The sequence below is a fragment of the Isoptericola sp. NPDC056578 genome (genome assembly GCF_042793275.1).
In the GTDB taxonomy this organism is placed as follows: Bacteria; Actinomycetota; Actinomycetes; order Actinomycetales; family Cellulomonadaceae; genus Isoptericola.
In genome coordinates, this window is sequence record NZ_JBHTVC010000015.1 from 48,676 (window position 1) to 71,588 (window position 22,913).

Annotated in this window: 19 protein-coding genes; 17 read left to right on the forward strand and 2 right to left on the reverse strand. The window is 74.7% G+C overall.

Annotation, left to right across the window (positions count from 1 at the left end; translation table 11 throughout):
* Window positions 1–46: 46 nt before the first annotated feature.
* A complete protein-coding gene (locus tag ACFQ80_RS08330) occupies window positions 47–610 on the forward strand; it encodes a GNAT family N-acetyltransferase (protein WP_430563312.1) in 564 nt (187 codons plus the stop codon).
* A 24-nt stretch (window positions 611–634) separates the two neighbouring features.
* Here ACFQ80_RS08330 and ACFQ80_RS08335 read toward each other — a convergent pair whose 3' ends face one another.
* Window positions 635–1,381, reverse strand: coding sequence for a phosphotransferase family protein (locus ACFQ80_RS08335; RefSeq protein WP_430563313.1), 747 nt, complete (start codon window positions 1,379–1,381; stop codon window positions 635–637).
* 361 nt (window positions 1,382–1,742) lie between these two features.
* Between ACFQ80_RS08335 and ileS the strand changes: the two genes are divergently transcribed.
* Window positions 1,743–5,120, forward strand: coding sequence for an isoleucine--tRNA ligase (ileS, locus tag ACFQ80_RS08340; RefSeq protein ID WP_430563314.1), 3,378 nt, complete (start codon window positions 1,743–1,745; stop codon window positions 5,118–5,120).
* A 15-nt stretch (window positions 5,121–5,135) separates the two neighbouring features.
* On the opposite strand, the gene ACFQ80_RS08345 is transcribed toward ileS, so the two are convergent.
* Complete coding sequence (locus ACFQ80_RS08345; RefSeq protein WP_430563315.1) at window positions 5,136–5,846, reverse strand: alpha/beta fold hydrolase; 711 nt, start codon at window positions 5,844–5,846, stop codon at window positions 5,136–5,138.
* A 113-nt stretch (window positions 5,847–5,959) separates the two neighbouring features.
* On the opposite strand from ACFQ80_RS08345, the gene ACFQ80_RS08350 reads away from it, so the two are divergent.
* From ACFQ80_RS08350 to ACFQ80_RS08420, 15 genes are all read left to right on the forward strand, one after another.
* On the forward strand, window positions 5,960–6,448 hold the full coding sequence (locus ACFQ80_RS08350) for a nitroreductase/quinone reductase family protein (protein ID WP_430563316.1): 489 nt from the start codon (window positions 5,960–5,962) through the stop codon (window positions 6,446–6,448).
* A gap of 41 nt (window positions 6,449–6,489) precedes the next feature.
* On the forward strand, window positions 6,490–7,926 hold the full coding sequence (locus ACFQ80_RS08355; protein ID WP_430549867.1) for a bifunctional folylpolyglutamate synthase/dihydrofolate synthase: 1,437 nt from the start codon (window positions 6,490–6,492) through the stop codon (window positions 7,924–7,926).
* Window positions 7,927–8,057: 131 nt separating this feature from the next.
* Window positions 8,058–9,053 carry a dihydroxyacetone kinase subunit DhaK gene (gene dhaK / locus ACFQ80_RS08360; RefSeq protein WP_430549868.1) on the forward strand — a complete coding sequence of 332 codons (996 nt, stop codon included), beginning with the start codon at window positions 8,058–8,060 and terminating at the stop codon, window positions 9,051–9,053.
* 41 nt (window positions 9,054–9,094) lie between these two features.
* Window positions 9,095–9,808 carry a dihydroxyacetone kinase subunit DhaL gene (gene dhaL / locus ACFQ80_RS08365; protein ID WP_430563317.1) on the forward strand — a complete coding sequence of 238 codons (714 nt, stop codon included), beginning with the start codon at window positions 9,095–9,097 and terminating at the stop codon, window positions 9,806–9,808.
* Window positions 9,805–10,527: a dihydroxyacetone kinase phosphoryl donor subunit DhaM gene (gene dhaM, locus ACFQ80_RS08370; RefSeq protein ID WP_430563318.1), complete on the forward strand. Its 723-nt coding sequence runs from the start codon at window positions 9,805–9,807 to the stop codon at window positions 10,525–10,527. Before dhaL ends, dhaM begins: the two co-directional genes overlap by 4 nt.
* Window positions 10,528–10,584: 57 nt before the next feature.
* Window positions 10,585–11,193 carry a TetR/AcrR family transcriptional regulator gene (locus ACFQ80_RS08375; protein WP_430549871.1) on the forward strand — a complete coding sequence of 203 codons (609 nt, stop codon included), beginning with the start codon at window positions 10,585–10,587 and terminating at the stop codon, window positions 11,191–11,193.
* 100 nt (window positions 11,194–11,293) lie between these two features.
* A complete protein-coding gene (locus tag ACFQ80_RS08380) occupies window positions 11,294–12,976 on the forward strand; it encodes an MDR family MFS transporter (protein WP_430563319.1) in 1,683 nt (560 codons plus the stop codon).
* Window positions 12,973–13,416 (forward strand): DUF4233 domain-containing protein, encoded by a 444-nt coding sequence (locus ACFQ80_RS08385; RefSeq protein WP_430549873.1) that lies wholly within the window; start codon window positions 12,973–12,975, stop codon window positions 13,414–13,416. The genes ACFQ80_RS08380 and ACFQ80_RS08385 overlap by 4 nt, the downstream gene beginning before the upstream one ends.
* Window positions 13,417–13,486: 70 nt before the next feature.
* The gene (gene ndk, locus ACFQ80_RS08390) at window positions 13,487–13,945 is read left to right on the forward strand and encodes a nucleoside-diphosphate kinase (RefSeq protein ID WP_430563320.1); all 459 of its coding nucleotides are present in this window, start codon (window positions 13,487–13,489) and stop codon (window positions 13,943–13,945) included.
* Window positions 13,946–14,087: 142 nt separating this feature from the next.
* On the forward strand, window positions 14,088–17,669 hold the full coding sequence (gene smc, locus ACFQ80_RS08395) for a chromosome segregation protein SMC (RefSeq protein ID WP_430549875.1): 3,582 nt from the start codon (window positions 14,088–14,090) through the stop codon (window positions 17,667–17,669).
* A gap of 4 nt (window positions 17,670–17,673) precedes the next feature.
* Entirely contained in the window at window positions 17,674–18,000 is a 327-nt protein-coding gene (locus ACFQ80_RS08400; RefSeq protein WP_430549876.1) for a hypothetical protein, read from the forward strand.
* Between the two features lie 83 nt (window positions 18,001–18,083).
* Window positions 18,084–19,262, forward strand: a complete 1,179-nt coding sequence (gene ftsY, locus ACFQ80_RS08405; RefSeq protein WP_430563321.1) for a signal recognition particle-docking protein FtsY — start codon at window positions 18,084–18,086, stop codon at window positions 19,260–19,262.
* 186 nt (window positions 19,263–19,448) lie between these two features.
* Window positions 19,449–20,735, forward strand: coding sequence for an ammonium transporter (locus tag ACFQ80_RS08410; RefSeq protein WP_430549878.1), 1,287 nt, complete (start codon window positions 19,449–19,451; stop codon window positions 20,733–20,735).
* Window positions 20,732–21,070, forward strand: a complete 339-nt coding sequence (locus ACFQ80_RS08415) for a P-II family nitrogen regulator (RefSeq protein WP_430549879.1) — start codon at window positions 20,732–20,734, stop codon at window positions 21,068–21,070. The genes ACFQ80_RS08410 and ACFQ80_RS08415 overlap by 4 nt, the downstream gene beginning before the upstream one ends.
* A 2-nt stretch (window positions 21,071–21,072) precedes the next feature.
* Window positions 21,073–22,911, forward strand: coding sequence for an HD domain-containing protein (locus tag ACFQ80_RS08420; protein ID WP_430563322.1), 1,839 nt, complete (start codon window positions 21,073–21,075; stop codon window positions 22,909–22,911).
* The last annotated feature ends 2 nt before the right edge of the window (window positions 22,912–22,913 follow it).

Below are 22,913 nucleotides of genomic sequence, written 5' to 3' on the forward strand. Positions count from 1 at the left end.
GGGAATACCGGAGACGACGACGGCGGGCCGATGCCACCATCGGCCCATGCTGATCCGCCGCGAGCTCCCGACCGACGCCGCCGCCGTCCGCGCCGTCACCGCCGCCGCCTTCGCGGGCGCGCCGTACTCGGCGCCGCCCGTGGAGCCGGACGGCGCACCCGGCGAGGCGACGCTCGTCGGCCTCCTGCGCGCGGACGAGTGCTGGATCCCCGAGCTCGCGTTCGTCGCCGGCGCGGGGGACGACGTCGTCGGGCACGTCGTGTGCACGCGGGCGCGCGTGGGCGACGACCCTGCCCTCGTGCTCGGCCCGCTGAGCGTGCACCCGGACCACCAGGCCCGCGGCGTCGGCTCCGCGCTGGTGCACACGGTGCTGGGCGCCGCCGACGCGCTGGGGGAGCCGCTCGTCGTGCTCGTCGGCGACCCGGCGTACTACTCCCGCTTCGGGTTCGTGCCCGCTCCGGAGCTGGGCGTCGAGCCGGACGACCCCGCGCTGGCGAGGTTCTTCCAGGCGCGGCCGCTCACGGCGTACGAGCCGTCGCTGCGCGGGCGCTTCGCGGCCCCGGCGCCGTTCGCCGCGCTCGAGGCGATGGCGGCGGACGCCCGCGCGTGAGGTGGCGGGCTCGCAGGCCCGTGCCTAGGTCTCCCGCATCCGGGCTCTGAGCACGTCGAGCTCGGCTCCCGGCGCGTCCGGGTCGAAGCCGTGCTCGATCAGCCAGCGCGACGCCGTCAGGCTCCGCAGCGACCACCAGGCGCGGATCACGGCCCGGTCCGCGCCGGGGCCGTAGCCGGCCAGCACGTCGTCCAGGCGCTCCTCGTGCCCGAGCGTCAGGATGGCGAGGTCGAACATCGCGTCGCCGGGCGCGGCCTCGGACCAGTCGATGATGCCGGTGAGCTCGTCGCCGTCGACGAACACGTGGGTGAGCTGGAGGTCGCCGTGGACGAACACCGGGGACCAGGGCCGCAGGGCGGCCTCGGCGATCTCGCGGTTGTGGCGGATCACCTCGGGGGGCAGGACATTGTGATCGAGCAGCCAGGCGCATTCGGCGTCGAGCTCGGCCCTGATGTCGTCGAGCGGGCGTCCCGGCCACGGCGGCAGCGGTGCGTCGTGCAGCGTCCGGGCGGCGGCGCCGGCCGCGGCCCAGGCCGCCGACGACGCCGGTGACGGTTCGCCGAGGACGCCGAGCGCCTGTCCGGGCACGGCGGCGATGGCGAGCACGGGCGGCTCGCACCAGAGGATCGCCGGGGTCGGGACCGGAGCCAGTGCCATCGCCCGCGCCTCTCGCTCGGCGTGCCCCGGGTCGCCGTCGACCTTCAGGAACATGTCGCCCACGCGCAGCGTCGCGCGCTGGCTGTGGGCCACGACGACCTCGACCTCGTCCATACCCGCCATCCTGGCGAGAACGTCCGCGATGCCGCCCGGGTTTTTCCTCCTGCTGCCGAAGCCGCCCCTCGACGACCGCACTTGCGCGGCTGGCTACCATGGACGCACAGGCGTCGACCCGGCCATCACCGGTGAGCCTCCGGAAGAACCGAGCGCACCCGCGCTCTCAGTAGAACCGGACGGGTAGGCCCGTCACAGCCGTGAACGAGCGGCGGAGGTCAGCGCGAGCGGCGTCCGCAAGCGAGGTGGTACCGCGGGACCCGCGCCCTTCGGGGCGGGGGCGTCGTCCTTGCACAGCACCAGCACAGCAGCACCGACGTCGTACCACCGACCGCCAGCTCGTCCGCACAGGAGCCCACCCATGGCCTATCCGCAGCACCGCTCGTCCGACCAGCCCCACCAGGGCGCCGCCTTCGGCATCGCCGGGGTCCCCGCGTCCCCGGACCTGCCGGCGATCGAGCGCGAGGTCCTGGACTTCTGGGCCGCCGACGACACGTTCCGCGCGTCCGTCGCGAAGAACCCGGCGGGGGAGAACGGCAGCAACGAGTTCGTGTTCTACGACGGCCCGCCGTTCGCCAACGGCCTGCCGCACTACGGCCACCTGCTCACCGGCTACGCGAAGGACGTCGTCCCGCGCTACCAGACGATGCGCGGCAAGCACGTGGAGCGCCGGTTCGGGTGGGACACGCACGGCCTGCCCGCCGAGCTCGAGGCGATGAGCCAGCTCGGCATCAAGACCAAGGACGAGATCCTCGAGCTCGGCATCGAGAAGTTCAACGCCGCCTGTCGCTCGTCGGTGCTGAAGTACACGTCCGAGTGGCGCGACTACGTCACCCGCCAGGCGCGCTGGGTCGACTTCGACCACGACTACAAGACGCTCAACGTCACCTACATGGAGTCGGTGCTCTGGGGCTTCAAGAAGCTCTACGACGCGGGCCTCGTGTACGAGGGCTACCGCGTGCTGCCGTACTGCTGGAACGACCAGACGCCGCTGAGCAACCACGAGCTGCGCATGGACGACGACGTCTACCAGACCCGGCAGGACCCGGCCGTGACCGTCGGCTTCGACGTCACCGCCGTGCCCGCGGGCCAGGACGTCGTGCGCCCCGGCGACAAGCTCCTCATCTGGACCACGACGCCGTGGACGCTCCCGTCCAACCTGCTCGTCATGGTCGGCGAGGACATCGAGTACGTCGTCGTGGAGTCGTCGTTCACGGGCGCGCCGCAGCGCTACGTGCTCGCCGCGGCGCGCGTGGACGCGTACGCCCGCGAGCTCACCGACCCGGACGAGGACGCGCCGCGCGTCGTCGGTCGCCTCTCCGGCCGCGACCTGCTCCAGACCTCCTACACCCCGCCGTTCTCGTACTACGAGGGGCGCGAGCGCGCGCACCGGGTGGTGGAGGCCGACTTCGTCACGACGACGGACGGCACCGGTCTGGTGCACAGCGCCGGCGCGTTCGGCGAGGACGACAAGGTCGTGTGCGACCGCGAGGGCGTCGCGTCCGTCATGCCGGTGGGCGCGGACGGCAAGTTCATCCACCCCGTGGACGAGTACGCCGGGCTGCAGGTCTTCGACGCGAACCTGCCGATCATCGACCACCTCAAGGCGCGCACCCGCGGGGAGGCCGACGCCGGGTCGGTCACCGCCGGCACGGTGCTGCTGCGCCGCGAGTCGTACGCGCACTCCTACCCGCACTGCTGGCGCTGCCGGCAGCCGCTGATCTACATGGGCGTGTCCTCGTGGTTCGTCGAGGTGACGAAGTTCAAGGACCGCATGGTCGAGCTCAACCAGGAGATCGCCTGGACCCCCGAGCACATCAAGGACGGCCAGTTCGGCAAGTGGCTCGCGAACGCCCGCGACTGGTCGCTGAGCCGCAACCGGTTCTGGGGATCCCCGGTGCCGGTGTGGAAGAGCGACGACCCGGCGCACCCGCGCATCGACGTCTACGGTTCGCTGGCGGAGATCGAGCGCGACTTCGGCCGCCTGCCGCTGGGCCCTGACGGAGAGCCGGACCTGCACCGCCCGTTCGTCGACGAGCTCACCCGCCCGAACCCCGACGACCCGACCGGGAAGTCCACGATGCGCCGCGTCGAGGACGTCATGGACGTGTGGATGGACTCCGGCTCCATGCCGTACGCCCAGGTGCACTACCCGTTCGAGAACGCCGACTGGTTCGAGCACCACTACCCGGGCGACTTCATCGTCGAGTACATCGGCCAGACGCGCGGCTGGTTCTACCTGCTGCACGTGCTCGCCACCGCGCTGTTCGACCGGCCCGCGTTCCGCACCGCCGTCTCGCACGGCATCGTGCTCGGGTCCGACGGCCGCAAGATGAGCAAGTCCCTGCGCAACTACCCGGACGTCTCCGAGGTGTTCGACCGCGACGGCTCCGACGCGATGCGCTGGTTCCTCATGGCCAGCCCGATCCTGCGCGGCGGCAACCTCGTCGTCACGGAGGAGGGCATCCGCGACTCCGTGCGCCAGGTGCTGCTGCCGCTGTGGAGCACCTACTACTTCTTCACCCTGTACGCGAACAGCGCCGCGGACGGCGCGGGCTACACGGCGCAGCCCGTCACGGCCGAGCGCGTCCCCGGCCTGCCCGCCCTCGACCGCTACCTGCTGGCCCGCACCCACGACCTGGTCGCGAAGGTCACCGCACAGCTCGACGCCTACGACATCGGAGGCGCCTGCGAGTCGGTGCGCGAGCACCTCGACGTCCTGACCAACTGGTACGTGCGCACCCAGCGCGACCGGTTCTGGGCCGAGGACGCCGACGCGTTCGACACGCTGTACACGGCGCTCGAGACGCTGACGCGCGTCATGGCGCCGCTGGCGCCGCTGCTCACCGAGGAGGTCTGGCGCGGCCTCACCGGCGGCCGGTCCGTGCACCTCACGGACTGGCCGGCGACCGCGCAGGACGTCGGCGAGCGGTTCGAGGGCGCCGACGGCGCCCACGCCGTCGCGGTCCACCAGGTCCCCGAGGCCGCGCTCGTGCGCGACGACGAGCTCGTCGCGGCGATGGACGAGGTGCGCGCGGTCGTGTCCAGCGCGCTCGCGCTGCGCAAGGCGCACCAGCTGCGCGTGCGCCAGCCGCTGGCCCGCCTCACGGTGGCCGTGCCGGACCCGGCGGCGCTCGCGGACTACGTCGGCCTGCTGACGTCGGAGCTCAACGTCAAGGCGGTCGACCTCGTCGAGGCGGACGCCGACGCGTCCGAGCGGTTCGGCATCACCGAGCGACTGGCCGTCAACGCCCGGGCCGCCGGCCCGCGTCTGGGCCGCGGCGTCCAGTCCGTCATCAAGGCGGCGAAGGCGGGCGCGTGGCGCCGGGACGACGACGGCACCGTCGTCGTCACGACCGACGCCGGCGACGAGCCCCTCCTCGAGGCGGAGTACGAGCTCACCACCGTCGTGGGCGACGCGGCCGGCGAGCACGTCGCGGCGTCCGTGCTGCCGGGCGGCGGGTTCGTCGTCCTGGACCTCGCGCTCGACGACGCGCTGCGCGCCGAGGGCTACGCCCGCGACGTTATCCGCGACGTGCAGGACGCCCGCAAGGCCGCGGGCCTGGAGGTGAGCGACCGCATCGCCCTGGAGCTCGACGTGCCCGCCGAGCACGTCGCCGCGGTGGAGACCTACCGGGAGCTCATCGCCCGCGAGACCCTCGCCCTCGACCTCGCCGTGGCGGCGGGCGACGGCGAGCGCGCCGTGCGCGTGAGCAAGCGGGAGACGCCGGCCGGCTGACCCGCGGACCAGCCGTCACGAGCCGCCCTGCGCGAGGTCGAGGAACCCCTCGACCTCGCGCAGGAACGCGTCGGGGGCGTGCGGGTGCACCAGGTGGCCGCCGGACAGCGTGACGAACCGGGCGTCGGGCAGCCGGGCCGCCGTGCGGGCCATCGCGTCCTGCGGCAGGTGGCTGTCGGGGCCGCCTCCGATCACCAGCGTCGGCGCGGCGACGGCGGCCAGACCGTCCACCCAGGCGGGGTCCGGGGCGGCGAGCGCCGCCAGCACCGCGGGGCGGATCTCCCGCTCGTAGAACGACGCGTCGTCCGGGCGCCTGGCCGGCGCGGGGAGGCGGAAGGGCTCCAGGGGCGGGGGCTCCTCGAGCACCAGCGCCGCGACGCGGTCGGGCCGCTCGAGGGCGACCAGCAGCCCGACGAGTGCGCCCAGCGAGTGCCCGACCAGCACCGCGCGGTCCAGGGCGAGGTCGTCGAGCAGCAGCAGCACGTCGTCCCGCAGCTCGGTCACCGACCCGACGCCGCGCCGCGGGCTGCGCCCCGCGCCCCGCAGGTCCGGCACCACGACCGGGCCGCGGCGGGAGAGCGGGCCGAGGAACGGGTCCCACGTCGAGCCGTCACCGCCCCCGCCGTGCAGCAGCACCAGCGGCGCGGCGTCCGACCCCGGAGGGCCGGGGACGACGCGATGAGCGAGGCGGACGGGACGCTCGGGAGCGTCGGAGGCGGTGGCCACGACCCGACCGTAGCCCCGGCCGACGACAGCGGCGCGGCGCCCACCCCGGGGCTAGCCTGGTGCCCCGGCGTGCCGCGCCGGCCCGCTGCGAGGAGTTCGCCGAGGAGTCCGCCATGGGCAGCACGCACGCGACACCGGCCCCCGAGTCCCGCCCGCCCTTCGTCCCGCCGCGATGGTTCGTCCGCTCGGCGTGGGCGGTCCAGCGCGCCGGCTACCGGATCAGCGGCGGCCGGTGGCCGCTGCGGCGGCCCACCCCCGGCGGCAAGTTCGGCATGCTGCGCCTGCGCGTCGTCGGGCGCCGCAGCGGCCAGGAGCGTGCCGTGATCCTCGGCTACGTCGAGGACGACGGCCGGTACGTGACCCTGGCGATGAACGGCTGGGGCGACCCGCCGCCCGCGTGGTGGCTCAACCTGCGCGCGCACCCGGACGCCGAGGTGGACACCGTCGACGGCCCGCGACCGGTCCGGGCGGCGGCGGCGCAGGGCGAGGAGCGCGACCGGCTCTGGACGCTCGTCGGCCGCCACCAGGGCTGGGGCGAGATCGACCGGTTCGCCGCGCACCGCGCCGGGGAGACCCCGGTCGTGGTGCTCGCGCCGCGCTGACCGGCCGTCGTCGGCGGGCGCGCAGCGCCTATCCTTCGGGGGTGACCCCCGACGCTGAGAACAAGCCCTCGTCCGCCGTGCGCAAGGCCCGTGCCGCCGAGCGCCAGGCCGCCCGCGCGGCGGCGGAGGACGCCGTGGCGCAGGAGTCGCTGCGCGAGGTGTACGCGGAGATCATGTCGCGGGCGCCGGAGCACGACATCGACCCGACGCTCGACCGCGTGCGGCGCGTGCTCGAGCTGCTGGGCGACCCGCAGCACGCGTTCCGCGCGATCCACCTCACCGGCACCAACGGCAAGTCGTCGACGGCGCGCATGACCGAGCGGCTCGTGCGCGAGCACGGCCTGCGCACCGGCCTGTTCACGTCGCCCCACCTCACGAGCGTCACCGAGCGCATCCAGGTGGACGGCGAGCCGCTGAGCGCCGCCCGCTTCGTCGAGGTCTGGGAGGACGTCGCGCCCTACATCGGCGTGGTCGACCGCGAGTCGCAGGAGGCGGACGGCCCGCGGCTGAGCTTCTTCGAGGTGCTCACCGTCATGGCGGTCGCGGCCTTCGCGGACGCCCCGGTCGACGTCGCGGTCGTCGAGGTCGGCATGGGCGGCCGGTGGGACTCCACCAACGTCGTCGACGGCGAGGTCGCGGTGCTCACCCCGGTGGGCATCGACCACGAGCGCTGGCTCGGCTCGACGCTGGCGGAGATCGCCACGGAGAAGTCCGGCATCGTCAAGGAGGGCGCCACGGTCGTGAGCGCCGAGCAGGAGGTCGTCGTCGACGAGATCCTGCGCGAACGTGCGGCGGAGGTGTCGGCGCACCTGCTGCGCGAGGGCGTGGAGCTCGAGGTCGCCGGCCGTCGGCCGGCCGTCGGTGGGCAGCTCGTCGACCTGCGTACCCCCGCCGGCCTGTACACCGAGGTGCTGGTGCCGCTGCACGGCGCGTACCAGGCCCACAACGCGCTCCTCGCGCTCGCCGCGGTCGAGGCGCTGCTCGGCGGCCGGGCCCTGGACGGCGGCGTGGTCGAGACGGCGTTCGCCGACGTCGTCGTGCCCGGGCGCCTCGAGGTGGTGCGCTCGAGCCCGACCGTCCTGGTGGACGCGGCCCACAACCCGCACGGGGCGCAGGCCCTCGTCGACGCGCTCGACGAGGAGTTCGACCTGCCGCGCCTGGTCGGCGTCGTCGCCGTGATGGCGGACAAGGACGTCGAAGGGCTGCTCGCGACGCTCGAGCCGGCGCTCACGGAGCTCGTGCTCACGAAGAACTCGTCGGCCCGCTCGGCCGACCCCGAGGACCTGCTCGAGGTGGCCCACGAGATCTTCGGCGAGGACCGCGTACGCACCGCCGCCCGCCTCGACGAGGCGCTGCAGATGGCGGCCGACCTCGCCGAGAGCGGCGACCAGGTGGGCGTCGGCACCGGCCGCGGCGTGCTCGTCACCGGCTCGGTCATCACCGTCGCGGACGCCCGGATCCTGCTCGGCCGCGGCTGACGCGCCCGTCCGGGACGCGCGCACGATCACCCGCCCGCCACCCCCCGGGGGTGCTGCGTGGCGTGCCGCCCGGGTGTTGGATGGGGACAGGCCGCCACGGTGCACGGCGGTGCCAGGCGAGGAGGCACGACATGAAGAAGCTGCTCGACGACCCCGCGGACGCGGTGACCGACTCGCTCGCGGGATTCGGGCTCGCCCACGCCGACCTGGTCGAGGTGCACGACGAGCCCGTGTACGTGACGCGGGCCGGCGGGCCCGTCCCGGGCAAGGTGGGGCTGGTCAGCGGCGGAGGCTCGGGGCACGAGCCGCTGCACGCCGGGTTCGTCGGGGACGGGATGCTCGACGCGGCGGTCCCGGGCGCGGTGTTCACCTCGCCCACGCCGGACCAGATCGTCCCGGCGATCCTGGGCGCGGACTCGGGCGCCGGCGTCGTGGCGATCGTGAAGAACTACACGGGCGACGTGCTCAACTTCGAGACGGCCGTGGAGCTCGTCGAGGCGGAGGGGTCGCAGGTGGCGACGATCCTCGTCAACGACGACGTCGCCGTCGAGGACTCGCTGTACACGGCGGGCCGCCGCGGCGTCGCCGGCACCGTCTGCGTGGAGAAGATCGCGGGCGCCGCCGCGGCCCGCGGCGACGACCTCGGCGCCGTCACCGAGATCGCCGGCCGCGTCGTGGCGAACGTGCGCAGCATGGGCGTCGCGCTCACGGCCTGCACGGTGCCGCACGTCGGGAAGCCGTCCTTCGACCTGCCCGACGACGAGGTCGAGATCGGCATCGGCATCCACGGCGAGCCCGGCCGCCACCGCATCCCGTTCGCCGGCGCCGCCGAGATCACGCGCAGCCTGCTCGACCCGGTCGCCGACGACCTGCGGCTGGGCGGCGGCGACGACGTGCTGCTGTTCGTCAACGGGATGGGGGGCACGCCGCTGTCGGAGCTGTACGTCGTCTATGGTCGAGCGCGCGGGCTGCTCGAGGAGCGCGGTGTCACCGTCTCCCGGTCGCTCGTGGGCAACTACGTGACGTCGCTGGAGATGCAGGGCGCGTCGATCACGCTGCTGCGGCTGGACGACGAGCTGCGGGGGCTGTGGGACGCGCCGGTGCGTACGGCGGCGTTGCACTGGTGACGGGCGCCGCGGGGCGCCCCGAGGCGAGGAGGCGTGCGGTCATGGGGCTCGACGTGGCTTGGGCGGAGCGTTGGGTGCGGCGCACCGCCGACGTCGTGGCGGGGTCGAAGGACGAGCTCACGGAGCTCGACCGGCAGATCGGGGACGGCGACCACGGGGAGAACCTGCACCGCGGGTTCCAGGCCGTGGTCGCGAAGCTGGACGAGCCGGGCACCCCGGAGCGCGCGGAGGTGGGCGACGTGCTGATGCTCGTCGCGACGACCCTGATGTCGAAGGTCGGCGGCGCCTCGGGGCCGCTGTACGGGACGGCGTTCCTGCGGGCGGCGAAGCGGTCCGCCCGCCCCAGCGTGGACGGGTCCGGCGTCGTGGTGCTGCTCGACGCCGCGCTCGAGGGCGTGACGTCGCGCGGCAAGGCGCAGGTCGGGGAGAAGACGATGGTCGACGCCCTCGCCCCCGCGGTCGAGGCGGCCACCACCGCCGCGGACGCCGGTCGGGACCCTGTCGACGTGCTCCGAGCCGCCGCGGAGGCGGCCGACGCGGGGGCCACCGGCACGATCCCGCTCGTCGCGACCAAGGGGCGCGCCTCCTACCTGGGGGAGCGGAGCGCCGGCCACGAGGACCCGGGCGCGCGCTCGACGGCGCTGGTGCTGCGCGCGGCGCTCGACGCGGCGCTCGACGCCACGCCCGATTCCGCGCCCGACTCCACGCCCGACTCCACGGCGGGCGAGAGCGAGGCGGAGGCGGTCGCGGAGTGAGCGTCGGGCTGCTGCTGGTCTCCCACTCGACGCGGCTCGCCGAGGGTGCGGTCGAGCTGGCCCGCGAGATGGCGCCGGACGTCGTCCTGGAGAGCGGGGCGGGGGACGGCGACGGCGGCCTGGGCACGTCGCTGGAGGTCGTGCAGGACGCTCTGGGCCACGCGCTGCCGCGCGTCGACGGCGTCGTCGTCCTGGCGGACCTGGGCTCCGCCGTGCTGACCGTCGAGACGGCGCTGGAGCTCGACGCCGACCTGGCGGACCGGGTGCGCCTCGCCGACGCGCCGTTCGTCGAGGGCACCGTCGCCGCGGCGGTCGCGGCGCAGCAGGGCGGCGACCTGGACGCGGTGCTGGCCGCCGCCGAGGGGGCGGGCGCGCCCGTCGCCCCGCCCGTCGCCCCGCCCGTCGCCCCGCCCGTCGCCCCGCCGACGGCCCCGACCCCCGAGGCCTCGGACGCGGGCGGCGAGACGGTCTCGGCGCGGGTCGTGATCCGCAACCCGCTGGGTCTGCACGCCCGCCCGGCGGCGGTGGTGGCACGCGCCGCGGCGGCGTTCGGCGGGCCGGTCACCCTGCAGGGCGTGGACGCGACGAGCGTCCTGCAGCTCATGGCGCTGGGCACGGCCGCCGGCACCGAGGTCGAGGTGGCCGCGCACGGGGCGGACGCGCGCGACGCGGTGGCCACCGTCGTCGGGCTGATCGAGGGCGGCTTCGGCGAGGTGTGACCACGCTCACAGGAAATTGCACTTGGTGCAATATTGCAGCGGGTGCATGATTGTCCGGTGACTCCTCCCGCCGGTGACCTCGGACTGCGTGAGCGCAAGAAGCGCGCGCGCACGGACGCGATCGTCGACGCCGCCCAGCGCCTCGTGCTCGAGCGCGGCCTGGACGCCGTGACCGTGGAGGAGATCGCCGAGGCGGCCCAGATCTCTCCCCGCACGTTCTTCAACTACTTCGAGTCGAAGGACGACGCGGTGCTCGGCCAGGGCTCGTTCGAGCTGAGCGCCGAGATCCGCGAGGCGTTCGCGGCCGGCGGGCCCCACGGACGCCTCGTGGCCGACCTCGAGGTGCTCGTCCGGTCCCTGCTCGAGGCTTTCGCGGGCCCGGGGCAGCACCACGGCGAGCAGGTGATGGAGATCCTGCAGCTGGAGCCACGGCTGCTCGGCCGGCACTTCGCCTGGTTCGAGCGGCACAAGACCCAGGTCGTCGCCCTGTTCGAGCGGCGGCACGAGGCGGCCCCGTTGCCCGCCGACCCCGAGATGTGCGCCATGGTCGTGTTCGTCGTCACGCGAGCAGCGATGGACGACTGGGCCCGCGCCGGTCACGAGGGCGACGTCGGCGACCACGTGCCGCACGTCGTCGGCCAGCTCGCCGCCATCCTCACGTCGTGACCCCCGGGTGCCCGCCGGCACCCGCGCACGTCGTCACCCGAAGCATCCCCGCCCCCGTCACTACCCCGGCGCCCCGTGCGCCGCCGATCCGAGGTGTTCCATGAGCCATGCCGCTCCCGCCGCGCCGGACAAGCCGCTCGTCGTCCTGACGCAGCGCACCGTCTGGCTGATCTTCGGCGCCCTGATGGCGTCGATGTTCCTGTCCTCCCTCGACCAGACGATCGTCGGCACCGCGATGCCCACGATCGTCGGCGAGCTGAACGGTGTCGAGCACCAGGGGTGGGTCATCACGGCCTACATCCTGGCCGTCGCCATCGGCATGCCCCTGTACGGCAAGTTCGGCGACCTCATGGGCCGGCGCTGGCCGTTCCTCGTCGCGATCGGGCTGTTCACCCTCGCCTCCGTGGGCGCCGCGCTCTCGCAGAACATGATCGAGCTCGTCCTGTGGCGCGGGGTCCAGGGCCTCGGCGGCGGCGGCCTGATGATCCTGTCGCAGTCGATCATCGCCGACATCGTGCCGGCGTCCGAGCGCGGCAAGTACATGGGCCCGCTCGGTGCGCTGTTCGGCATCTCCGCCGTCCTCGGGCCGCTCCTCGGCGGGTGGCTCACCGAGGGCCCGGGCTGGCGCTGGACGTTCTGGATCAACCTCCCCGTCGGCGTCGCCGCGTTCGTCATCGCGTGGTTCGCGCTCAAGCTGCCCTCCCACCGCTCCTCCCGTCCGGTCGACTGGGCCGGGATCGTCACGATGGCGGTGGCCACCACCGGCATCGTGCTCGTCACGAGCTGGGAGTCGCTCTCCTCGAGCGGCTACGACTGGACCGACTGGCGCCTGTCCGGGCTGGTCGTGCTGACGCTGGCCGCCGTGGCCGGGTTCATCGTGGCCGAGACGCGCGTCGCCGAGCCGCTGATCCCGCTGCGCCTGTTCAAGAACCGGACCTTCACGATCACCACGCTCATCGGCCTGGTGCTCGGCATGGGCATGTTCTCGGCGATGGCGATGATCCCGACGTTCCTGCAGATGTCGACCGGCGCCGGCGTGACCGAGTCCGGCTGGCTGATGCTCCCGATGATGGCCGGCATGATGCTGACCTCGATCGTGTCGGGCATCGCGATCTCCAAGACGGGGAAGTACAAGGCGTACCCCGTGGTCGGGCTGATCGTCGTCGCGCTGGCGATGGTGTGGCTGACGACCCTGTCGGGCGACATGTCCATGTGGACGTTCGGCGCGATGATCTTCACGCTCGGCGCCGGCATGGGCCTCGTGATGCAGACCGTCGTGCTCGCGGTGCAGAACGCCGTGGACCCGCACGAGCTGGGCACCGCCACGAGCTCCAACAACTTCTTCCGCGAGATCGGCGCCGCCACGGGTACGGCCCTGTTCACGACGATCTTCACCACGCGGCTCACCGACAACCTGCAGGGCGTGTTCGCCGGCGTGCCGGGCGGCGCGGCCGGTGCGGGGGAGTCCAGCCTCACCCCCGCCCTCGTGCAGCAGCTGCCCGAGCCGCTGAAGACCGGCGTCATCGACGCCTACGCCGACGCCCTGGCGCCGTCGTTCTGGTACCTGCTGCCCCTGATCGTGCTGGGCCTGGTGCTCGCCCTCTTCCTGCCCGTGATCAAGCTCTCCGACGTCGCCGGCATGGTGGCGCGCGGCGAGGCGGTCGCCGACCCGGCCAGGGCGGGGGCGCTCGACGAGCTGCCGGTCGCCGACGGCGCGTCCGAGGTCACCTCCGACGAGGACGGTCCCGGCACCCGCGAGCGCGCGGATATCGTGGGGTCGTGAGCAAGAAGGACGACCGTCCCCGCCCGGGGGACCGCATCAAGCCCCGCAAGCCCGCCAAGGTGCAGTTCACGTCGATGATGCTGCAGCTGGAGGCGTTCGTGGTGCTGTTCGCCGGCGTCGCCCTCTACGGGCTGCGGAACACCGGCTACGAGCGCGGCCCCCTGGTGATCGAGTCGCCGCTCGCCCTGTGGCTCGTGATCGGCGTGCTGTTCGTGGTGCTGCTGGTGATGTCCCGCATGGTCGGGACGCCGCTGGGGTACTACGCGGGGACGGTCGTGCAGGTGCCCGTGCTGGCGATGGGCCTGCTGCTGCCGATGATGTTCGTGGTCGGTGTGGTGTTCGTCGCGATGTGGGTCGTCTCGATGCGCCTGGGCGGACGCATCGACCGCGAGCGCGCGGAGTACGACGCGCAGCACCCGGAGACGGCGCCGAACCTCTGACCGGCCGCGCCGGGGTCGTCGGGCGGTCGGGCGTACGGGGCACGGCACGGGCGCCGATAGGCTCTCCGCCATGACCGACGTCGCAGACACCACCCTGCCCGCCGAGCCCGCCATCGAGCGCACCCTGGTGCTCGTCAAGCCCGACGGCGTGCGCCGCGGCCTGTCCGGCGAGGTGCTGCGGCGCATCGAGGCGAAGGGCTACTCGCTCGTCGCCGTCGAGCTGAAGCAGGCCACGACCGAGCTCCTCGCCGCGCACTACGCCGAGCACGAGGGCAAGCCGTTCTACCAGCCGCTCGTGGACTTCATGCTCTCGGGCCCGACGCTCGCCGTCGTCGCCGAGGGCCAGGGCGTCATCCCGGGCTTCCGTTCGCTGGCGGGGGCGACCAACCCCACCGAGGCGGCCCCCGGCACCATCCGCGGCGACCTCGGTCGTGACTGGGGCCTCAAGGTGCAGCAGAACCTGGTGCACGGGTCCGACTCGCCCGAGTCCGCGGCCCGCGAGATCGGCCTCTGGTTCCCGAACCTCTGAGCGCTCGCACGTCTCGCACGACTCACGCACGACGTCGCACGGCCGGGCTCGCACGGGCCCGGCCGTCGGCGTGTCCGGACGTCTCCGGGCGGGACCGGCGTAGTTCCGCGGATCGGCGGGATCCGGCGGTTAGGCTCGCCGGGTGCACCTCAAGACGCTCACGCTCCGCGGCTTCAAGTCGTTCGCCTCGGCGACGACGCTGAGCCTCGAGCCGGGCATCACGTGCGTCGTCGGGCCGAACGGCTCGGGCAAGTCGAACGTGGTCGACGCGCTCTCCTGGGTGATGGGGGAGCAGGGCGCCAAGTCGCTGCGCGGCGGCAAGATGGAGGACGTCATCTTCGCCGGCACCGCCGGCCGTCCGCCGCTCGGCCGGGCCGAGGTGTCCCTCACGATCGACAACACCGACGGCGCCCTGCCGATCGACTACACCGAGGTGACGATCACCCGCACGCTGTTCCGCAGCGGCGGGTCGGAGTACGCGATCAACGGCAGCTCCTGCCGGCTGCTCGACATCCAGGAGCTGCTGAGCGACTCCGGCATCGGCCGCGAGATGCACGTCGTGGTGGGTCAGGGGCAGCTCGACGCCGTGCTGCGCGCCACCCCCGACGACCGGCGCGGCTTCGTCGAGGAGGCGGCCGGCGTCCTCAAGCACCGCAAGCGCAAGGAGAAGGCGCTGCGCAAGCTCGAGGCGATGCAGGGCAACCTCGCCCGCCTCACGGACCTCACCGCGGAGCTGCGCCGTCAGCTCGGGCCGCTCGGACGGCAGGCGGAGGCGGCGCGCAGGGCCCGCACCGTCCAGGCCGACCTGCGCGACGCGAAGGCCCGCCTGCTCGCGGACGACCTGGCCCAGCTCACCGCCCAGATGGCCCAGGAGCGGGCCGACGAGGCGGCGCTGCGCGAGCGGCAGCAGGAGACGGAGCAGGGCCTGGAGCGGGCGCGGGAGCACCTGGCGCGGCTCGAGGTCGCGGCGTCCGCCGCGGTCGCGGACGCCGGTCGCGCGGCCGACGCGTTCCACGCGCTGAGCGCGCTGCGCGAGCGGCTGCGGGGCCTCGCCACGCTCGCCGACGAGCGGGTGCGGCTGCTGGGTGCCGCCGAGCCGGAGCACCGGGGGCAGGACCCGGCCGACCTGGAGGCCCAGGCCGAGCGCGCGCGCGCCACGGAGGCGGAGCTGACCCGCGAGGTCGAGCTCGCGCGCGCCGCGCTCGACTCCGCCGTCGCCGCCCGCACCGACGCCGAGAAGGCCGCGGACGCCGCGGAGCGCGAGCTCGCGACCCTGCACCGCGGCGCGGCCGACCGCCGCGAGGGCCTCGCCCGGCTCTCGGGGCAGGTGGCCGCGCGCCGCAGCCGCGTCGAGGCCGGCGACGCCGAGCTGGAGCGCGTGCGCGAGGTCGTGGCCGAGGCGGAGCGCCGGGCCGAGGCGGCGGCGCGCGAGTTCGGCGCGCTCGAGGTGCAGGTCGTGGGTGCCGAGGAGGGCGAGGAGGACCTCGACGCCCGGCACGAGGAGGCGACGACGGCGCTGGCCGAGGCGCAGGAGGCGGTGGGAGACCTCGAGGCCCGCGCGGCCGAGGCCGAGCGCGACCGCGCCACCTGGAGCGCGCGCGTCGAGGCCCTCGAGCTCAGCCTGGACCGCAAGGACGGCGCGGGGGCCCTGCTCGCGGACGCCGCGCCCGGCGTGCTCGGCTCGGTCGCCGCGCTGCTCGGCGTCGAGCCCGGCTACGAGGACGCGGTGACGGCCGCGCTCGGCCCGGTCGCGGACGCCGTGGCCGTGCGCGACCTCGGCGCGGCGGTCGACGCGCTGCGCCGCCTGCGCGACGACGACGCCGGCCGCGCCGGGCTCGTCGTGGGCGGCGCGGACGACGGCCCGTCGGGGCCGACCGCCGTCCCCGCCGACCTGCCCGACGGCGCACGCCGCGCGGCCGACGTCGTCACCGTGGCGGGGCCCGCGGCCGCGCCGTTGCGCACGCTGCTGCGCGACGTGGTCGTCGTGGACGACCTGGCCCAGGCGCGCGCCCTGGTCCAGGCGGCGCCCGCCGTCGTCGCCGTGACGCGGGCGGGCGACCTGCTGGGCGCCACGCGGGCCTGGGGCGGCTCCGCGGCCGCGCCGAGCGTGCTGCACCTGACGTCCGCGCTGGACGAGGCCAAGGAGGGGCTCGACGACGCGGCGGCCCGTGCCGAGCGGTGTCGCTTCGAGCTGGTCGGGACGCGCGAACGGCTCGAAGCGGCGCAGGCCGCCCACGACGACACCCTGGCGCGGCTGCACGAGTCGGACGCGGCGCTCGCCGCCGTCGCGGAGCAGCTCGGCACGCTGGGCTCGGCGCACCGGTCCGCGCTCGCGGAGGCGGAGCGGCACCGCGCGACGCTGGCACAGGCGGCGGAGCGCCGGGAGGCCGACGAGGCGGAGCTGGCCGAGCTGGCCCGTCGCCTGGAGGTCGCGGAGGCCGAGCCGGCGCAGACCCAGGAGCAGGTCGCCGAGGCGCAGGCGGCCCGCGAGACGACGCAGGCGGCCGCCACCGAGGCGCGCGCCGCCGAGACGGAGGCGCGCCTCGAGCTGCGCACCGGCGAGGAGCGGGCGCGCGCCGTCGCCGGCCGTGCGCAGGGCCTCGCGCGGGCCGCGGCGCAGGAGCGGGCCGCCCGCGAGAAGGCGGAGCGACGCGCGGTGCAGCGCGCGGCCGAGGCACGGACGGCGGCCGGCGTGCGCGACGACGCGGGCACGGCCCTCACCGTGCTCGCCCGTTCGATCGAGCGCGCCCAGGCCGAGCGCGCCGCCGCCGACGAGGAGCGCGCCGCACGGCAGCAGGAGCTCGAGGCGGTCCGCGTCGACGCCGACCGGCTCGCGGGCGAGCTGCGCGACCTCACCGACGTCGCGCACCGCGACGAGGTGGCGCGCGCCCAGCAGGTGGCGCGGCTCGAGCAGCTGCGGGCCCGGGCGGTGGACGAGCTCGGCAGCGACCCCGACGTCCTGGTCGAGGAGCTCGGCCCCCACCACGACGTGCCCGTGGCGCGCCCCGCCGACGCCGCCGAGGAGGACCCGGACCCGGAGCCCGTGCCCTACGTGCGGGCGGAGCAGGAGAAGCGGCTCGCGACGGCGGAGCGTGCGCTCGCCCGCATCGGCGCGGTCAACCCGCTGGCCCTGGAGGAGTTCGCGGCGCTGGAGGAGCGGCACCAGTTCCTCACGGAGCAGCTCGCGGACCTCAAGAAGTCGCGCCAGGACCTGCTGCACATCGTCGAGGAGATCGACGAGCGGGTGCAGCAGGTCTTCGCGGAGGCGTTCCGCGACACCGCGGAGCAGTTCGAGCGGGTCTTCGGCCGGCTCTTCCCGGGCGGCGAGGGGCGCCTGGTGCTCACCGACCCGGGTGACCTGCTCACCACGGGCATCGAGGTCGAGGCGCGCCCGGCGGGCAAGAAGGTCAAGCGGCTGTCGCTGCTGTCCGGAGGGGAGCGGTCGCTGACCGCGGTCGCGTTCCTCGTGTCGATCTTCAAGGCGCGCCCCAGCCCGTTCTACGTGATGGACGAGGTCGAGGCGGCGCTCGACGACGTGAACCTGGGCCGCCTGCTGGAGATCTTCCGCGAGCTGCAGGAGGACTCCCAGCTCATCGTCATCACCCACCAGAAGCGCACGATGGAGGTCGCGGACGCGCTGTACGGCGTGACGATGCGCGGCGACGGTGTGACGACCGTCATCTCCCAGCGGATGCGCGAGACCGTCGATGCGCGGGGAGAATAGCGCCATGCTCACGTTCGTCCTCTGGGTCCTCGGGTCCCTCGTTCTCGCCGCGGTGGTGTTCCTCGTGGCCAACGTCATGGAGCGTCGTGGGGGTCAGGACGACGAGGCACCCGGCCTCGGTCGCTTCCTGCGCGACTTCCGGTCCGGGCTGCGGCGCAAGCGCGTCGCGCCCCCTGCCCCGGTCGAGACCGGGATGGACGAGTTCTTCGCCGCGACGATCGAGGACGCACCGGGCTACGTCGACCCGGAGGAGCTCACCGACGCGCTGCACCGGGCACGCCTGCAGGCCCGCAGCTCGTGGCACGTGGGGACGGTCCGCAAGCCGGAGTGACCCCCCGCCCGTGGGTCCGGCGGTGAACCCGGCGGCGACCCGGGTCGCGCGGCGCGGTCGTGCGCTTCTGGGAGACTGTGCGCGTGACTGATCTGCTCTGGCTCTGGATCCTTCTTGGCGTCGTCGTCGTGGTCGGCGGCGGCGCCGCCCTGCTCGTCCCGCGGTCGCGCCGCCGTCGCCTCGACGAGCAGGTCGACCGGCGCGACGAGGGCACGACGACGGTCGCGCCCGCGCCGGGACGGCCCGCCGCCGGACCCGCCCCCGAGGCGGCCGCCGCGGAGCCCGAGGTGGCGGAGCCGGCGGCCCCCGCGCTCGAGACGCCGGAGCCGGTGGCCGGCCGCCTGGTGCGCCTGCGCGACCGGCTCGCCCGGTCCGGGTCGCCGCTCGGTGCGCGGCTGCTCAGCGTCCTGTCGCGCGACCACCTCACCGAGGACGACTGGGACGAGCTCGAGGAGACGCTGCTGCTGGCCGACATCGGCGCCGGCCCGGCGGAGGAGCTCCTCGAGGCCCTGCGCACCCGCGTGCGCGTGCTCGGCGTGCGCGACCCGAAGGCCGTGCGCGACCTGCTGCGCGAGGAGCTGCTCAAGGTCGTCGACCCGGCGCTGGACCGTGAGGTCGCCACCACCGGTCCGGTCGGCGAGGACGGCACGCGGCTGCCCGCCGTCGTGCTCGTCGTGGGCGTCAACGGCACCGGCAAGACGACGACCGTCGGCAAGCTCGCCCGCGTGCTCGTCGCGGAGGACCGGTCGGTGGTGCTCGGCGCGGCCGACACGTTCCGCGCGGCGGCGGCCGACCAGCTGCAGACGTGGGGCGCCCGCGTGGGCGTGGAGACCGTCCGTTCGGACCGGGACGGCGCCGACCCGGCCGCCGTCGCGTTCGACGCGGTGCGGCGCGGCAAGACCGAGGGCACGGACGTCGTCCTCGTCGACACCGCCGGCCGCCTGCAGAACAAGGCGGGCCTCATGGACGAGCTCGGCAAGATCACCCGCGTCATCACGCGGGAGGCGCCGCTCGCCGAGGTGCTGCTCGTGCTCGACGCCACCACCGGGCAGAACGGCCTCAACCAGGCGCGCGTGTTCGGCGAGGTCGCGGGCGTGACCGGCATCGTGCTCACCAAGCTCGACGGCACCGCCCGCGGCGGCATCGTCGTGGCCGTGCAGCGCGAGCTCGGCGTGCCGGTCAAGCTCGTGGGCCTGGGGGAGGGGCCGGACGACCTGGCGCCGTTCGACCCCGAGCAGTTCGTCGACGGCCTGCTCGGCTGAGCGGGATCGGCTGACCGGGGCGACGGCTCCGCCCGCCGACGCGGCTCATGGGGCCCCGTTAACGCAAAGTTGACGCGTGGCGAGGCCTTGTCACACCCGCGAAACACCAGGAGAGTCCAGGCGAAACCCCGCCCGACCACGGTAGTGCCCGACCCGGCCGCCCGGCTGGTGAGGGAGGAACAACTCATGGAGCTGGACACCGGAGCAACCGCGTGGATGCTGATGTCGGCATCTCTCGTGCTCCTGATGACCCCTGGACTCGCGCTCTTCTACGGCGGGATGGTGCGCGGCAAGTCCGTGCTGAACATGATGATGATGTCGTTCGGCGCGATCGCCGTCGTCGGCGTCGTCTACGTGCTGTGGGGCTGGTCGATGTCCTACGGTGCCGACCTCGGCGGGATCGTCGGCAACCCGTTCGACCAGTTCGGGCTGTCGGGCGCGATCTACGACGCCGCCGGTGAGTTCGTGATCGACGACTTCGGCGTCCCGGGCATCGTGGGCGTCGGCTTCCAGGCCACGTTCGCCATCATCACCGTCGCGCTGATCTCCGGCGCGATCGCGGACCGCGCCAAGTTCGGCACCTGGATGGTCTTCGTGGCCGTGTGGGTGACCCTCTGCTACTTCCCGATGGCGCACATGGTCTGGGGCGGCGGCCTGCTGTCCGGCGACGGGCCGTTCGCGTCCATCGCGACGCCGATCGACTTCGCCGGCGGCACCGTGGTGCACATCAACGCCGGTGTGGCCGCGCTGGTCCTCGCCCTGGTGGTGGGCAAGCGCAAGGGCTTCGGCTCCGAGCCGATGCGCCCGCACAGCCTCCCGCTCGTCATGCTGGGCGCCGCCCTCCTGTGGTTCGGCTGGTTCGGCTTCAACGGCGGTTCCGCCTTCACGGCCGACGGCTTCGCGGGTCTCGCGTGGGTCAACACGACGGTCGCGACCGCGGCCGCGGTGCTCGGCTGGCTCCTGGTGGAGCGGCTGCGCGACGGCTCGGCGACGTCGCTCGGCGCGGCGTCGGGCGTCGTGGCGGGCCTCGTCGCGATCACCCCGGCCGCCGGCTCCGTCAGCCCCGTGGGCTCGATCGCGGTCGGTGCGATCGCGGGCGTGCTCTCCGCCTTCGCGGTGGGCCTCAAGTACAAGCTGGGCTACGACGACTCGCTCGACGTCGTGGGCGTGCACCTCGTCTCCGGACTCTGGGGCACGGTCTCGATCGGCTTCCTCGCCACCGAGACGGGGCTGTTCTACGGCGGCGGCCTGAACCAGCTCGCCGTCCAGGCGATCATCGCCGTCGTCGCGATCGTCTTCTCCGGCATCATCACGTACCTCATCGCGATCGCGCTCAAGGCGGTCATGGGCTGGCGGGTCTCGGAGGAGGCCGAGGTCGGGGGCATCGACCTCGCGGTGCACAGCGAGTCCGCCTACGAGACCGTCCCGCAGGGTTCCGCCAGCGGCCAGATCAAGAGGGAGATCCGCGCATGAAGCTCGTCACCGGAGTCGTCCAGCCCCACCGCCTGGACGACGTGAAGTCCGCCCTCGAGGCCGCGGGCATCCGCGGCATGACGGTCAGCGAGGCCAGCGGCTACGGCCGCCAGAAGGGGCACACCGAGGTGTACCGGGGCGCCGAGTACACGGTCGACCTGGTGCCGAAGGTCCGCGTGGAGGTCCTCGTCGCGGACGAGGACGCGCCCACCGTCGTGGACGTCGTCGTCAAGGCCGCCCAGACCGGCCGGATCGGGGACGGCAAGGTGTGGACCACGACGCTCGACGACGTGGTGCGCGTGCGCACCGGCGAGCACGGCGACGCGGCCCTCTGACCGTGCTCCCGGACGACCAGCCGGGCGCGACCGAGCCCCGCACCCCGGACGCCGGGGTGCGGGGCTCGCGCGTCGACGACGGCGCCGGCGCCGCGGTGGGCCCGCTGCGCGCGGACCTGCTCGCCACCGCCGACGGCCTGACCGGCCCCGGCCGGTCGGGCGTGGCGCGCCGCACGGCCCTGCAGCAGCTCGTCACCGACCGGCTCACCCCCCTGTTCGAGGCGGCCACGGCCGACGTCGACCCGTCGGGCCTCGCGCTCGCCGCCGTCGGCAGCCTGGGCCGCGGCGAGCTCGGCCCGCTGTCGGACCTCGACCTCGTGCTCGTGCACGACGGGCGCACGCACAAGCCCGACGAGCTCGCCCGTGTCGCCGACGCCCTGTGGTACCCGCTGTGGGACTCCGGCGTGGACGTCGACCACGCCGTGCGCTCGCTGAGCCAGACCCGCCGCCTCGCCTCCACCGACCTGCCGGCCGCCGTCGGCTGGCTCGACGTGCGGCCCGTGGCGGGGGACGCCGTCGTCGTGCACCGCGCGGCGTCCGCCATCCTCACGGACTGGCGCTCGGCGTCGCGCCGCCGCCTGCCCGAGCTGCTGCACAGCGCCCGCGACCGGGCCGAGCGCGCGGGGGAGCTGGCGTACCTCATCGAGCCGGACCTCAAGGAGTCGCGCGGGGGCATCCGTGACGCCGTCCTGCTGTCGGCGCTCGCGGCCACATGGCTCACCGACCGTCCGCACGGCAGGGTCGACCGGGCGTACGCGCACCTGCTGGACGTGCGGGACGCGGTGCACGTCGTGACGCGCCGCCGGTCCACGAAGCTCCTGCTCGCCGACCTGGACGAGGTGGCCGCCCGCTGCGGGCACGACGACCCGGACGAGCTGCTGGCCAGCCTCGCCGAGGCGGGGCGCGAGATCTCCTACGCGCTGGACTCCACGGTGCGCCGCGCACGCCAGGCGCTGCAGCGGCCCGCGGTCCGCCGGCCGGTCATGGTCCGGGGTCGCCGGTCCGCGCCGCGGCTGCGATCGGTGGGCGACGGCCTCGTGGAGCACGACGGCGAGCTGGTGCTGGCCGTGGGCGCGCAGCCGGCCGACGACCCGCTGCTGCCCCTGCGCGCGGCAGCCACCGCGGCGCGCACCGGCCTCGTGCTCTCGCCCGTGACCGTCCAGTCCCTGGCGGAGTCGCCGCCCCCGCCCGAGCCGTGGCCGTCCGCCGCGCGGGCCTCGCTGCTCACCCTGCTGGGCGCGGGCCCGGCGCAGGTGCCGGTCTGGGAGGCGCTCGACCTGGCGGGCGTGGTCACGACCTGGGTCCCCGAGTGGGCCGGGGTGCGCAACCGCCCCCAACGGGCGGCGATCCACCGGCACACGGTGGACCGGCACCTGGTGGAGACCGCGGCACGCGCCGCCAAGCTGCGCCGCCAGGTCGCCGCCGACGGGGGCGTCCCGCCGGCGCCGACCGAGGTGCTCCTGCTGGGCGCCCTCCTGCACGACATCGGCAAGCGGCGGGGCGCCGTCGAGCCCGACCACTCCGTGGAGGGGGCGCGCATCGCCCCCGGCATCGTGCGCCGGACGGGGTTCGGCGACGCCGTGGCGCGCGACGTCGGGATCGTCGTGCGGCACCACCTCACCCTCGCGCGGCTGGCGACGACCGCCGACCTGGAGGACCCCGCCACGGTGGCGGAGCTCCTCGACGCGCTCGAGCACCGCGGGGACCTGCTGGAGGTCGTGCGCGTCGTGACGGAGGCGGACTCGTCGTCGCTGGGCCCGGCGGGGTGGACGGCCTGGCGCGCGAGCCTGGTGGACGACCTCACCGGGCGGGCGCGCCGGGAACTCGCCGGTGACCGGTAGCA

Bases quoted from the DNA above. Each gene is read 5' to 3' on its own strand.
- dhaL (WP_430563317.1), top strand. From the start codon at position 9,095: ATGGGGCTCGACGTGGCTTGGGCGGAGCGTTGGGTGCGGCGCACCGCC.
- ACFQ80_RS08380 (WP_430563319.1), top strand. From the start codon at position 11,294: ATGAGCCATGCCGCTCCCGCCGCGCCGGACAAGCCGCTCGTCGTCCTG.
- ACFQ80_RS08330 (WP_430563312.1), top strand. From the start codon at position 47: ATGCTGATCCGCCGCGAGCTCCCGACCGACGCCGCCGCCGTCCGCGCC.
- ACFQ80_RS08350 (WP_430563316.1), top strand. From the start codon at position 5,960: ATGGGCAGCACGCACGCGACACCGGCCCCCGAGTCCCGCCCGCCCTTC.
- ileS (WP_430563314.1), top strand. From the start codon at position 1,743: ATGGCCTATCCGCAGCACCGCTCGTCCGACCAGCCCCACCAGGGCGCC.
- ACFQ80_RS08335 (WP_430563313.1), bottom strand. From the start codon at position 1,381: ATGGACGAGGTCGAGGTCGTCGTGGCCCACAGCCAGCGCGCGACGCTG.
- ACFQ80_RS08415 (WP_430549879.1), top strand. From the start codon at position 20,732: ATGAAGCTCGTCACCGGAGTCGTCCAGCCCCACCGCCTGGACGACGTG.
- ACFQ80_RS08410 (WP_430549878.1), top strand. From the start codon at position 19,449: ATGGAGCTGGACACCGGAGCAACCGCGTGGATGCTGATGTCGGCATCT.
- ndk (WP_430563320.1), top strand. From the start codon at position 13,487: ATGACCGACGTCGCAGACACCACCCTGCCCGCCGAGCCCGCCATCGAG.
- ACFQ80_RS08400 (WP_430549876.1), top strand. From the start codon at position 17,674: ATGCTCACGTTCGTCCTCTGGGTCCTCGGGTCCCTCGTTCTCGCCGCG.
- dhaK (WP_430549868.1), top strand. From the start codon at position 8,058: ATGAAGAAGCTGCTCGACGACCCCGCGGACGCGGTGACCGACTCGCTC.